The organism is Brevibacterium ammoniilyticum, assembly GCF_038429965.1.
Taxonomy (GTDB): domain Bacteria; phylum Actinomycetota; class Actinomycetes; order Actinomycetales; family Brevibacteriaceae; genus Brevibacterium; species Brevibacterium ammoniilyticum.
In genome coordinates this window covers 36,950-50,176 of record NZ_BAABNP010000013.1, presented here as the reverse complement: position 1 = coordinate 50,176, position 13,227 = coordinate 36,950, and the positions used below count along the sequence as shown (strand labels likewise).

At 67.9% G+C, this 13,227-nt stretch carries 10 protein-coding genes and 1 pseudogene; all 11 read right to left on the bottom strand.

Going from position 1 to position 13,227, the window contains the following annotated elements; translation table 11 throughout:
* Positions 1-54 precede the first annotated feature (54 nt).
* The 11 genes and pseudogenes from AAHA49_RS14425 to AAHA49_RS14375 all read right to left on the bottom strand — a co-directional run bounded on the left by AAHA49_RS14425 (position 55) and on the right by AAHA49_RS14375 (position 13,211).
* Positions 55-450, bottom strand: coding sequence for a universal stress protein (locus tag AAHA49_RS14425; protein WP_259801324.1), 396 nt, complete (start codon positions 448-450; stop codon positions 55-57).
* 163 nt (positions 451-613) lie between these two features.
* Positions 614-2,043 (bottom strand): annotated as a pseudogene (locus tag AAHA49_RS14420) (APC family permease).
* A gap of 30 nt (positions 2,044-2,073) precedes the next feature.
* Positions 2,074-2,796: a type 1 glutamine amidotransferase gene (locus tag AAHA49_RS14415; protein WP_342038770.1), complete on the bottom strand. Its 723-nt coding sequence runs from the start codon at positions 2,794-2,796 to the stop codon at positions 2,074-2,076.
* The gene (locus AAHA49_RS14410; protein ID WP_342038769.1) at positions 2,793-3,860 is read right to left on the bottom strand and encodes a dipeptidase; all 1,068 of its coding nucleotides are present in this window, start codon (positions 3,858-3,860) and stop codon (positions 2,793-2,795) included. The genes AAHA49_RS14415 and AAHA49_RS14410 overlap by 4 nt, the downstream gene beginning before the upstream one ends.
* A gap of 84 nt (positions 3,861-3,944) precedes the next feature.
* A complete protein-coding gene (locus AAHA49_RS14405) occupies positions 3,945-5,096 on the bottom strand; it encodes a DUF819 family protein (protein WP_342038768.1) in 1,152 nt (383 codons plus the stop codon).
* Between the two features lie 181 nt (positions 5,097-5,277).
* Positions 5,278-6,234, bottom strand: coding sequence for a serine hydrolase (locus AAHA49_RS14400; protein ID WP_342038767.1), 957 nt, complete (start codon positions 6,232-6,234; stop codon positions 5,278-5,280).
* Positions 6,235-6,253: 19 nt separating this feature from the next.
* Positions 6,254-7,324 carry a S66 peptidase family protein gene (locus tag AAHA49_RS14395; RefSeq protein WP_342038766.1) on the bottom strand — a complete coding sequence of 357 codons (1,071 nt, stop codon included), beginning with the start codon at positions 7,322-7,324 and terminating at the stop codon, positions 6,254-6,256.
* A complete protein-coding gene (locus tag AAHA49_RS14390) occupies positions 7,321-9,084 on the bottom strand; it encodes an ATP-binding cassette domain-containing protein (RefSeq protein WP_342038765.1) in 1,764 nt (587 codons plus the stop codon). The genes AAHA49_RS14395 and AAHA49_RS14390 overlap by 4 nt, the downstream gene beginning before the upstream one ends.
* The gene (locus AAHA49_RS14385) at positions 9,081-10,043 is read right to left on the bottom strand and encodes an ABC transporter permease (RefSeq protein ID WP_342038764.1); all 963 of its coding nucleotides are present in this window, start codon (positions 10,041-10,043) and stop codon (positions 9,081-9,083) included. The genes AAHA49_RS14390 and AAHA49_RS14385 overlap by 4 nt, the downstream gene beginning before the upstream one ends.
* The gene (locus tag AAHA49_RS14380; protein WP_259801487.1) at positions 10,043-11,185 is read right to left on the bottom strand and encodes an ABC transporter permease; all 1,143 of its coding nucleotides are present in this window, start codon (positions 11,183-11,185) and stop codon (positions 10,043-10,045) included. The genes AAHA49_RS14385 and AAHA49_RS14380 overlap by 1 nt, the downstream gene beginning before the upstream one ends.
* Positions 11,186-11,369: 184 nt before the next feature.
* The gene (locus tag AAHA49_RS14375) at positions 11,370-13,211 is read right to left on the bottom strand and encodes an ABC transporter substrate-binding protein (RefSeq protein WP_342038763.1); all 1,842 of its coding nucleotides are present in this window, start codon (positions 13,209-13,211) and stop codon (positions 11,370-11,372) included.
* Positions 13,212-13,227: the final 16 nt, after the last annotated feature.

Here is a 13,227-nt window from a genome sequence, read left to right as displayed (position 1 = left end):
CCGGGCAACCCTGCCTCGTCGGATCAGCCAGCGCCAGGACGGACCAACCGAACCTCAGCGGCCGGGCTTGACGCAGAGCACGGGGCACTCGGCGTCGAGGATGACCTTCTGGATCGTCGATCCGAGGAGGAACTTGCCCACCGGGGTCCGCTTCCGGGTGCCGAGCACGATGAGCTCGGCACCCACCTCGGCGGCGGTGTCGACGATCTGCTCCGCCGGGTCGAGCTCACTGCCGGGCGTGCGCACCTCCCCCTTCACCCCGGCGCGGGCGAGCTGGTCACGCACGGACCGAACCTCAGCCTCGCCGAGGCGGTGGGAATCCTTCCGCACCGACGGGTGGGAGGAGTTGATGACGAGGAGGTCGGTGTCGTTCTTCTTCGCCTCCGCGATCGCCGTGTCGAGGGCCGCATGACCCGCCGGAGTGTTGACGTAGCCCACGATGATGGTCATCGGTTCACCTTCGCATTCGTGTCGGTTCCGCCTCGCTCGGGCGGATGGGTAGGGAGCAAGTGGAGGCCTCTCACCACGGCAGGACCGCTGCCGCTCACCACGGCCTGACGACGGCCGCGCGCGACGGCCGACCCGCGATCGCGGGCGGCCTGACGGCCGCCGCTCACGTGAGGTCCTCGGGGTGGCGGAAGCGGGTGCTCGAGCCGCGCACTGACCGGTTCCACAGCCAGGTCACGGCCCACAGCGCCACGCCGATGCCGATGAGCGCGATCGCGATCTGATATTGGATGAGATCGTCGAGGCGGGCCCACGGGCCGACGAGGAACGCACACGTGAACACACCGACCCACGGCAGCGCTGTCGGCGTCCGGAAGTGCTTGTGATCGACCGACTGCCGACGCAGGATGAGCACGGCGACGTTGACGACGGCGAAGACCGCGAGCAGCAGCAGCGAGGTCGTCCCGCCCAGGGAGGCCGTGACGGATTCGGGCAGGATCGTCGTCACCGCGATGATGAGCGCGAACGCGATGAGCGTCGTGAAGACGATCGAGACCCACGGCGAGCGCCGGTTCTTCAGCACACGGGCGAACACCGGCGGCAGCACGTTCTGCTTCGCCATGCCGTAGAGCAGACGACTGGCCATGAGCATGTTGATCAGCGCCGAGTTCGCGACGGCGAACATCGTCATGAACGGGAAGATCGCATCGATCGGCACCCCCGGGGCGCCGGCCCGGACGACGTCGAGCAGCGGCGTCTCGCTCGCGGCCAGCTCGCCGATCGGCACCGCGGCCACCGCGACGATCGAGACGAGCACGTAGATGACGCCGGTGATCGAGAGGCCCGTGAGCATGATCTTCGGGAAGATCTGCGGATCCTTCGTCTCCTCGACCATGTTCACCGAGTCCTCGAACCCGACCATCGAGAAGAACGCGAGCGCGGTCGCACCCGTGATCGCCAGGAACACGCTCTTGTCATCGGCCGTCTCGAAGATGATCACACGTGAGAAGTCCGCGTTGCCCGACCCGAGGGCGAAGAACCCGACGAGGATGACCAGCAGCAGACCAGTGAGCTCGACGAGCGTGAGCACGACATTGAACCACACGCTCTCCGAGACCCCGCGCAGGTTGATGGCGCGACGATCGCGAGGAATCCCAACGCGATCCACATGGTGCCGCTGTCCGGCAGGTCCCAGCCGAAGCCTGCGACCATGTTCGCCGCGAACACGTTCGACGCCGTCGACGCCGAGGTGATGCCCGAGCTGAGCACGGCGAAGGCGACGAGGAACGTGATGAAGTGGATTCCGAACGCCTTGTGCGTGTACAGCGCGGCACCCGCGGCGCGCGGATACTTCGTCACGAGCTCCATGTACGAACACGCCGTGATCATCGCGACCGCGAACGCGAGGATGACCGGCAGCCAGCCCGCACCGCCGACCTGTCCGGCGACCTTGCCGGTGAGCGCGTAGACGCCCGTGCCGAGGATGTCGCCGACGATGAAGAGCAGCAGCAGCTTCGGGCCCATCACCCGCTTGAGGGTCTCCGGCTGCTCCGACTCCGCAGCGCCCTCGGCTGTGGTTCTCTCGCTGTGACTCACGATTCCTCCGAACTCATTTCGACAACGTTGTCACGACCGCTCCGGGCGCTGCCCCTCACGGACGACCGCGAGGAATGCGCTGAAGAGCGTCTGAGCCTCGCCGAGGCTGTCCGCCTCCCGCTCGCTCGCCTCTCTCAGGAGTACCTCCTTATTAAACCCCAGCTCAGCGAGGTTCTCGGGATCCCAACGGGAAATGTTGTCCGAACTCGCCTCCGGATGGAACTGCGTCCCCCACGCCCGTCCGACCCGGAACGCCTGGAACCGGCATGCGGGGCTGGTGGCGAGCAGGACCGCCTCGGCGGGCAGATCGACGATCCGATCGACGTGGCTCTCGAGGAACGCCGACCGCGGCGTAACCCCGGCGAACACGGGGTCCTCGGCGGCCGCCTCGGTGAGGTCGATCCACGTGTACCCTTTCTCCGGGGTCCCCGTCCGCGCCCGCACCTCACCGCCGATGACCTGGGCGATGAGCTGCCCGCCGAGGCAGACGCCCAACATCGGCAGGTCCGTGTCCAATCCGCGGCGGACGAGATCGGCTTCGCCCGCGAGCCAGGGTGCGCGGTCGGTCTCGTCGGGCATGTAGCCCCCGCCGAGGAGGATGAGCCCGTCGTACGCTCTCAGCTCGCCGGCCCCGGGCGCACCCGAGACCGGGCCGATGCGCACATCGAACTCGACGCCCACCCGGATCATCCAGTTCGCGAAGTTCCCGAGGTGGGAGTCGACGTCGTTGACGATGACGAGGATGCGGGTCATGACTCCCCCAGGAAGCCCACGTACGCGTCCTCGTGCGCGTCAAGCACGCGGAAGGCGTTGTCGAAGCCGAGCTTGCGCAGGTCGGCTGGGGACCAACCTCGGCGGGAGAGCTCTGCGAAGAGGTTCGGGTACGCGCCGGCGTTCTCGAGGCCGATGGGCAGTTCGTCGACGCCGCAGATGTCCCCGCCGAGGCCGACGTGGTCGATGCCGATGCGTTCGCGCACGTAGTCGCAGTGGTCGGCGACATCGGCCACGGTCACCTCGGGGGCGGGGCCGTTCTCCCCGGCCTCCGCCCAGTCCCAGCGTTCGCGGGAGACGAACGAGGGCACGAACGTCATCATCGCCACACCGCCGTTGCCGGGCAGCCGGTCGAGGACGTCGTCGGGGATGTTGCGCGGATGCGGGTTGAGGGCGCCGGCGCACGAGTGGCTGAAGATCACCGGGAGGCTGGAGAGGTCGAGGGCCTGGTGCATGACGGTGGGCGCGACGTGGGAGAGGTCGACGATCATGCCGGTCCGGTTCATCTCCGCCACGACCTCGCGGCCGAAGGCGCTCAGCCCGCCGTGTCGGGGCTCATCGGTCGCCGAGTCCGCCCACGAATGCGTCGTCGACCAGGTCAGCGTCATGTACCGCGCCCCGGCACGCCCGTAGCTGCGCAGCATGGCCAGGGAGTCGTCGATCTGCTGTCCGCCTTCGACGCCCATGAGCGAGGCGACACGGCCGGAGTCTCGGGCGGCGGCCACCTCGGCGGCGGTGCGGGTGAAGCGCAGGCGTTCGGGGTAGGCGGCGACGAAGCGGCGGACCGCGTCGATCTGCTCCCACGTCGCGACGACGGCATCGGCGCCCGTGGTCGAGGAATGGACGTACACCGACCAGAACTGTGCCGCTACGCGGCCGTCGCGCAGCTGGTCCATCGTCGTGAACGGCGAGACCTGCGGGTCGTTCAGCCCCTCGACGCTGTAGTCGCGCTCCTCCCGCAGCCACCACGCAAGGTCGTTGTGCCCGTCGAAGACGTCGATGCCCGTGGGGGCGGGTGTTGGGGTGGTGTCGGTCGTGTCAGTCATGGAGGGTCCTTCCGGTCAGGGTCGAGGGGTCGTTGTGCTCAGGGTACGCGGCGGTTGCTCGTTCGAGCCGGCGCCTTACCCGCCTCATCCGAGCGCCGACATGATCTGCGCCGAGGCGAGGCCGAGGAACGTGCCGAGGAACGTGCCCATGAGCGCGAAGAGCACTCCGACAGGCACGAGCTGTCGGTTGAACGCCCCCGCCACCACGGGCGCCGAGGCGATGCCGCCGATGTTCGCCGTGCTCGCCACGGCGATGCTGAACAGCTCGGTCTTCGTCAGCTTCGCGTAGACGAGCATGATCGCCGCGTGGACGACGATGACGATGAGCCCCGCGACGAGGTAGAGCGGCGCCTGGGTGAGCGAGGTGAAGTCCGATCCCGAGGCGATGATGCCGATGATGATGTAGAGCATCATCGTCGCCAGCTCCGAGGACCCTCGGATCCGGCCCAACCTCGTCGAGCCAATGGCGAGGCCGAGGACGCTGACGATGAGGATCGTCCACGTCGAGGCATTGATGACGGTGCCCACCTCGGGCAGGAGTTCACCGGCCTGGATCGCGAGCGCTGAGACGAGGAGCGCGAAGCCGAGGAGACCGAACAGGGCGGGCAGGGTCAGGGGTGCTTCGTCCTCGTCGTCCGCCTCGGCGACGGAGAGCTTCGAGGTGTCCGCCTTCGTCCACCGGTCGAAGCGGTCGGAGACGGTGACGGAGGAGAAGATGAGGAGCAGCCAGAACGAGTAGATGACGGTGTCGACGATGAGCACGTAGCCGAAGACGTCCTCGGAGGCTTTGAGGATCTCCTGCACGGCGACCATGTTCGCCGACCCACCCGTCCAGGAGGCGTTGAGGGCGCCGAGCGCCTTCCATGCCTCCGGGTCGAGGACCGATCGGAGGATGAGGTAGGCGACGAGGAATCCCACGACGATGCTCGCCGCCGTCACGGCGAAGGTGAGCAGGAGCTTGGGTCCGAGCCGGATGATCTGCCGCAGGTCGCACTTGAAGAGCAGGAGCAGGATCATCGCCGGCAGCAGGGCGGTGCGCAGGCCGTCGCCGACCGCGGTGACCGACTCCGAATGGTCGAAGACGCCGATCGTGTTGAGCAGGGCGGCGATGATGTAGAGGAAGACGAAGCCGGGAACGTAGGCGAAGATCCGGAACCTGCCGCTGCGGCCGGCGATGACGAGGCCGGCGGAGATCGCGATGAGGACGCTGATGTAGAGGAAGCCGTCGGAGATCATGTGCTGCTTTCGGTGTCGGGGATGGGTTGCGGGCGTGCGCGGGTGGTCCGGCAGTGTCGGAGGGTGGTCTGATGCTCGTTCCACGCAGCGCCGGATTTCCGCGTCGCGGGCGACGCGGAAATCCGGCCCCGCGTGGATCGGCACTGCGCAGACGCCGACCGGCGTGCGGTGGAGCGGGGCATCACAGGAATCGGTGGATCGCCTCGCCTGCCTCGCGCATGATCGGCATGACCTCGACGACGTGGTCCGTTGCCTTCTCCCAGTTCGCGAACACCGCATAGGCGACCCGGCGCCGAGGTGTCATGACGATCCCGGCGTCCGCGCGGATCGAGCTGTCCGTCCCGGTCTTGTTCCACACCCACACGTCCCGCTGATAGTTGTAGTGGGCGAGCGGGTCGAGGTCGAACGCCGAGGCGACCATCGAGGTGTCCGCGCCGGCACCCAGCCAGCGGCGGAAGATCTCGTTCGTCGACTCGTCCCAGAACTCGTCCTTCGCATGCCGGGCCATGAAGTCGCTGAGTTCTGCGGCGGTGCCCGTCGACAGGGTCCGCGGCGCCTTCGCCGGGCGCGGCCAGCGGAGGAAGTCGTGGAGTCCGGAGTTCCGATAGCCGAGCTCGGCGACCTGCGCCGCGACGGTCTCGAGCCCGACCCTTCGGATGAGGACGTTCGTCGCGAAATTGTCGCTGAAGGCTCCGATGAGCACGGCGACGTCGTAGATGCTCAGGCTCTCCTGTTCCATGAGGTACCAGATGCCCGATTCATCGACGCGTTCCGAGGGCCGACGCTGCAGCTGCTCGCCGAGGTCGAGCCTCCCCTCGACCATCATCTGCAGGGTCGTATGGAGGAGGAAGACCTTGCCCATGCTCGCGGTGTCGAGCTCGTCGTCCGCGTGGTGGGCGAACACCCGCTCACCGGTGTCGACGTCGAAGGCGAGCGCACTGAAGCGCACCCCCGGCAGCCGACCGAAGTCGACCTCCCCGGCAGTTGTCTCAGTGCTCTGGCGATCAGCGCCCTGGCTCTCAGCGCTCTGGTCCTCAGCGCTCAGGTCCTTAGTGTTCTGGCCCTCAGTGACCCGGTGCTCCGCGCTTTGGTCTTCAGTGCTCCGGTCCTCGGTGCCCGCAGTCGCCTTCTCCGCCATCGTCACATCTCCTTCTCGTTCACTCATCACGGCCCCGCACCCGCAGTCGTGGCCGCTCACCGACCTGCGCGTCGAGCGTCACCTCGACCCCGAGCGGTGCGCTCGGCGCATCGGGGTGGTGTCCGAATCCCATCTCGGAGACGATCGGCATCCCCCTGTCGCCGAGGAAGTCGAGGACGAGCGCTTCGACCTCGGTGATCGGGGCGCAGTCGACCCACGATCCGAGGACGACGGCATCCGCCGAAGCGAACCACCCGCCCCGATCGAGCTGCAGGAGGAGGTTGTCGAGCCGGTAGAGCTCCTCGTCGACGTCCTCGAGCAGGGCGATCGTCGGCCCGCGCAGCTCCCGCGCCTCACGGACGCCTGCGAGTTCAGGACTGCCCATGCCGGCGGCGATGAGGCTGAGGTTGCCGCCGGTCAGCCGTCCCGTCGCCGTTCCGGGCACAAGAGTGTGCGGCGCGGCCTCCCGCTGCGATTCCCCGGACGCTGAGTGTCGATTTTCGTGCGCAGAATCGACACTCAGCGTCCGGGATCTCCGCGCTGCGTCGTCTTCTGCCGCCGGGAAGCCGAGTTCGCGGCCGGCCCAGGGGGCGAAGAGCCACGAAGCCACCTCGGCGGGGACGACGGCGGAGTCCTTGAACGGCGCATTGCCGGGCATCGGGCAGAACAGCGTCGCCACCCCGAGGTGGTGGTCCCACGCCTGGTGGAGAGCCGTGATGTCGGAGGAGCCGGTGAGCAGCTTCGGCCGCCCGTCGGGTCGCAGGCCGTGACGGCGCAGCTGCGCGAAGTCGAGGCCGTCGATGAGCCGCATCGCCCCGTAGCCGCCGCGCAGGGCGATGACCGCCGCGGCGGTCGGGTCGCACCACGCCTCGACGAGGTCGGCACGCCGCTGCTCGTCGGTGCCGGCCAGGTAGCTCACGTGCGGGTGACGGGCCCGGATGTGCTCGCCGAGGATGACGTTCAGCCCCCATCCTTCGAGGACGGAGACAGCCCGCTGCAGGGAATCCTCGTCGGTGGGCCCCGACGGAGCGATGAGGCGGACGACGTCGCCGGGGACCAGCGGTGGAGACTCGAGGTACGGACTGCTCATCCGCGTCCGGTCCCGCGCGCTCGACCGTCCGACACCTCGGCCCCGTGAGCACCAGGCCCCTCACTCGGACCTCCGGTGCCGACCAGATTCCGGCCACCGACCAGACCCCGGCTGCCCACGAGACTCTGGCTGCCGAGCTGCGGCACAGCCGCGAGCAGTTCGCGCGTGTAGGCGTGCTGGGGATCGGCGAGGACCTCGTCGACGGGTCCGTACTCGACGATCTCTCCGTGCTTCATCACCGCCACGGTATCAGCGATGTTCCATGCCAGACCGAGGTCGTGGGTGATGATGAGTGCGCTCATCCCGAGGTTCTTCCGCAGTGCCAGGAGCAGGGAGAGGATCTCCCCGCGCACCGAGGCGTCGAGGGAGGCGACAGGCTCGTCGGCGATGAGCACCTGCGGGTCGAGGGCGAGCGCACCGGCGATGACGACGCGCTGGCGCTGCCCGCCGGAGAGCTCCTGCGGAATCGACTCGATGAAGTCGGCGGCCGGAGTGAGCTCGGCGGCTTCGAGGGCGGCGATGACCCGGGCATGTTCGTCGTCTCGGATGTTCTGCACCTGCAGGCCCTCGGCGACGGCCTCATAGACGCTGCGCTTCGGGTTGAGCGAGCCCGACGGGTCCTGGAGGACCATCTGCACCTGCCGCCGGAACGCCCGCAGCTCCTTCGCCCTCTTCGGCAGGGGCCTGCCTGAGAAGAGTATCTGCGAACCCGGATCGGTCTCCTGGAGGCCGAGCAGCGACCGGGCGAGCGTCGTCTTCCCCGACCCCGACTGTCCGACGACGGCGAGGATCTCGGCCCGTCGCAGGGCGAGGTCGACCCCGTGGACCGCGCGCTCGGGACCCTGCCTGGTCTGGAAGGTCACGGACAGGTCCTTCGCCTCGAGGACCACCTCGTCGGTCATCGTCATCGGTTCGGCCACGCGCACCTCGGCGGGTTTGGCCGTTCGCGGATGCAGCCGCGATTCGGGGTCCCCGATCTGCGGGAACGCCCCGGCGAGCTGCTTCGTGTACTCCGCCTGCGGATTCAGGCACACCTCGTCGCTCGGCCCGTATTCGACGAGCCGACCGTGGCGCATGATCGCGAGGTACTCGCACACGGCGGAGAGCACGGCGAGGTCGTGGCTGATCATGAGCAGCGAGATGCCGCGCTCGGCGACGAGGGACGCCAGCCCGGTGAGGATCTGCTTCTGGACGATGACGTCGAGGGCGGTCGTCGGTTCGTCGGCGATGATGATGGCGGGTTCGCACGCGAGCGCCATCGCGATCATGATCCGCTGCTTCTGCCCGCCGGAGAGCTCGTGCGGGTAGGCCTCGGCCTTGCCCGGATCGAGGTCGACTTCGGCGAGGAGTTCGAGCATCCGGGCCTGCCGCAGCTCCGGGGTCGTCCACGTTCCCTTCGCATGATGACTCAGCGCCTCGACGATCTGCCGCCCCACCTTCCGGACGGGGTTGAGCGAATGGAGCGCACCCTGGAAGACGATCGAGGCCTGCGCCCACCGGACGGCGCGGATCTCGCCGAAGCTGAGGTCCGCGATGTCCTTCCCGCCGAGGCGGACGTGGCCTTCCAGCCTGGCCGACTTCGGCAGCAGCCGCAGGGCCGACATGACCAGCGTCGACTTCCCCGACCCGGATTCGCCGGCGATCCCCAGCGTGGAGCCCGAGGGCAGGTCGAGGCTGACGTCGATGACCGCGGGCACGTCGCCGCGGGATGACGAGGAGCGGTAGGTGATCGAGACGTCCTCGAAGCGGAGATCGGTCATCGGCGGCTCCTCAGGGTCGGGTTGATGATGGCTTCGAGCGCACGGCCGACCATCGTGAACGCGAGGACGACGAGGAGGATCGCGATGCCCGGGAGAAGCACGTACCACCAGTAGCCCGAGGTCGCCGCCGAGGCGTCCATCGAGTTCTTCAGGATCGTGCCCCAGGACTCCTTGCTCGTGTCCCCGAGGCCGAGGAACGCGAGCGTCGATTCGGCGATGATCGCGCTGCCGACGGTCAGGGTCGTGTTCGCGAGCACGAGCGGCATCACCGAGGGCAGGAGGTGCTTGAAGAGGATGTGTTTATGTCCGGCGCCGAGGATGCGGGCCCGTTCGATGTAGAGCCGGGACTCGACGCTGAGCGTCTGGGCCCGCACGATCCGAGCCGTCGACGCCCACGAGGTGATGCCGATGGCGATGACGATCGTGAAGACTCCCCGGTCGAGGACGGTGGAGAGGACGATCGCCAGCAGCAGCGAGGGCAGGACGAGGAAGAAGTCGATGAGGCGCATGACGATCGCCCCGACGATGCCGGTGAAGTGCCCTGCGGCCAGACCCATGATCGTACCGATGACCATCGACATCAGGGTGGCTGCGACCCCGACGAGGAGGGACACGCGGGAACCCCAGACGATGCGCGCCCAGATCTCCCGCCCGAAGTCGTCGGTGCCCAAGGGGTGGGCGAGGCTGGGAGGGGCGTACTTCGGCACATCGAGCTGCTTCGTCACGTCGAGCATCGAGGCCGGGGCGATGACCGGCGCGAAGATCGCCATGAGGACGAAGATCAGCAGCACGATCGCGCCGATCATCGCCGGGGTATCCGTGCGGAAGGCGTGCCAGTTGCGGCGGAGGTTCGCCAGCCGGCGTTCGCGCACGAGCCTGCTGCCGTCGACGGCCGGCGTACGGGGCTGCGGGGACGACGGGGAGCCGGGGGCCGCCTCGGCGGGAGTGTCCTTGCTCATCATGCCCTCCTCACTCTCGGATCGAGGAAACGGTAGACGAGGTCGGCGGCGAGGTTCATGACGATGATGAGCGCGGAGAACACGACGAACGTGCCCTGGAGCAGCGGCAGGTCGGGGCCGCTGATCGCGTCGAACGTCAGTTTGCCCAGCCCCGGCCACGAGAACACCGCTTCGACGGTGACGGCGCCGGCGATGAGTCCGCCGAGGTGGAGGAAGACGACCGTGACCGTGGGCAGGAGGGCGTTGGGGACGGCGTGCCGGCGGCGCACCTCGTCCTCGGTCAGGCCCTTCGCACGGGCGGTCGTGAGGTAGTCCTCGGTCATCTCCTCGATGAGGGAGGCGCGCATGACCATGAGGAACTGCGCGTAGACGACGGCGACGAGGGTGACGACGGGCAGGATGAGGTGCTCCGCCACGTCGAGGATCCCCGCCGGTGACCACGGGTCGAGGCCGGGGGTGATCATGCCGCCGGTCGGCAGCCATTGCAGGGTGCCGCCGAAGACCATGAGAAGGATGAGGCCGAGCCAGAACGTCGGCACCGACCAGAGGACGAGCGCCGTCGACGAGGCGAGGCGGTCGAAGAGCGAATTGCGCCGCCATGCCGAGACCTGGCCGAGCCACAGCCCGAGCGCGATCGCGATGACCGCGGCGGTGCCGGTGAGCAGCAGGGTGGGGCCGAGGTACTCGCCGATGAGGGCGGCGACGGGTTTGCGGTAGACATAGGATTCGCCGAGGTTGCCCGTGACGATGCCGACGAGGTAGTCCCAGAACTGGACGATGAGCGGTTTGTCGAGGCCGTACTGGCTGCGCAGCTCGGCGATCTGGGCCGGGCTCATCGGCCGTTCCTTCGCGATCTTGAGCACGGGGTCGCCGGGCAGCATGCGGAAGGCGAAGAAGCCGAGGACGACGACGAGGACCATCGAGATCGCCGCGCCGCCGAGTTTGCGCAGGAAGTACCGGGCGAAGGAGGCGCCCTTCGGCGGCTCGTCGACGTCGGACCGGACCTCGAGCGCGGACGCGGCGGTGAGGTCGTCGGAGGCCTCGGCGGGGGTGGTTGTCGACGTGGCGGTGTCGTTGCCGGGGTCGGCGCGGTTACCTGTGGTGTCGCCTCGGTCAAGCGGGTTGTCGGTGGGTGAAGTCACTGCTCAGCTCCTCAACGGGTGGCCCGGGCGGCGCGACCGCGGTGTGCGGCGCAGCCGCGATGTGCGGTGTGCCACGGCGGTGCGGGTTGCGCGGCCGTGGCGTGCGGTGCGGGCGCTGAAGCGCACCACTCCTCGCGCACCGCGCGGTTCGCCCACCGCGGCAGCGCCGCCCGGGACATCGGGACTATTCGCGGTCGTCGGCGTTCCGCTTCCGCGTCGCGAACCAGAGGACTCCGCCACCGCCGACGATGACGGCGACCGCGATGCCGATCCAGGCGCCGGCGCTCAGCCCGCCGCCGTCCTCGGAGCCGGTGGATTCGCTCACCGGTTCGACCGAGGTGTAGCCCCAGTAGCCGACCTGGTTGGCGATCGCGCCGCCGTCGGAGGGCTGCTTCGTGAAGCCGGTGAACCTGTCCGAACGGTAGGCCTCGAGCTGGTTGGGGTACCAGAGCACGATCGAGGGGGTGTCCTCGTAGTTCATCGCGAGCTCCTGCTTGACGAGCTCGGCTCGCTTGCCCTGGTCGAGTTCGACGTGCTGCGCCTGGTAGAGCTTGTCGAACTCGGGGTTGCAGTAGCCGTCCTGGGTGGTGCCGCCGTTGCCTTCGGCATCGGGACGGTTGCCGCAGGTGTTGATGCTCAGCTGGTAGTCGGGGTCCGGGTTGATCGACCAACCGGAGAAGTACATGTCGTAGTCGCCCTTGGTCGAGCGTTCGGAGACGGTGTCGGCGTCGCTCGACTCGTTCTTGAGCTGGATGCCGATCTCCTTCATCCACGGCTGCAGGAACTTCGCCGTGTTCTGCTCGATCGGCGCCGAGGCGTCGGTGAGGAATCGGAGTTCGAGCTTCTTCCCGTCCTTCTCGCGGATACCGTCGGAGCCCGGCTTCCAACCGGCCTCGTCGAGCAGCGACTTCGCCTTCTCGACGTCGTAGCCGCTGATCACCGGGCTGTCGGCCGGCAGCGCCCAGGTCGAGTAGATCGCGGGGATGAAGCTCGTCGCCGGCTGTGCGTAGTCCTGCATGACCTGCTTGCGCAGGGTCTCGAGGTCGATGCCGGCGCGGATGGCCTGTCGGACCCTCTTATCCTTGAGCGCCTCGTTGCCGGTGCCGAACGCCTTGCCCTTGGCATCGGCGAGTCCGGAGTTGATCGAGATGCTGTTGAAGCGGCGTCCGTTGCCGTCGTTGAGTTCGACGCCCTCGGCGCCTTTGATCGCCGTGAACTGTTCGGGGCTCAGCCCCGTGATCATGTCGACCTCGCCCGAGCGGATCGCCTGGACCTGCGCGTCGGAGTTGGTGTAGTAGCGGTACTGGATTCCGTCGAGCTTGGGCTTGCCGCGCCAGAAGTTCGGGTTGGCCTTGAGCGTGACCGATTTGTTCGCCTCGTAGCTGACCAGCTGGAACGGTCCCGATCCGACGGTGTTCTTGTCGTTCTTGAATTCTCCGGGCTTGTCTATCTTCGACCACACGTGTTCGGGGACGACGGGGATCTCCTGGCCGGGATTGTTCGCCTGCGCCTTCTTCAGCGTGATGACGACGGTGCCGTCATCGGGGGCTTCGACCTTGGCGAAGTTCTCCACGAGGCTGCCGTTGGCCACGGCCATGTCCTCGTTCTCCATCATCTGTGTGTACGTCCACACGACATCGTTCGCGGTCAGCGGCTGACCGTCGGACCATTTCATGTTCGGTCGGATCGTGTACGTCCAGACAGTGCCGGAGTCGTCGGTTGTCCATTCTGTTGCGAGCCCCTCCGTGATCGACCCGTCTTTCGCGTCGTTGGCGACGAGGTTCTCGTACATGTACCGGAACGTGTTCGTCGGCAGGAGGTAGAAGGACGTGAACGGGTTGAAGGAGTCGATGAATCCGTCGGTGGCGATCCTCAGCGTCGAGGCGTCGGCGGCACCGGATGACTCGGCGCTCGGCGATTCGGGGCTCGTCGACTCCGCCCTGACCGGTGCCGTGGACAGTCCCAGGGTCAGGGCGATCGCGGCGATTCCGGCAAGGGGTCTGCGCAGCTGCTTATGGGTGAACATCATTGTCCTTCCGCTC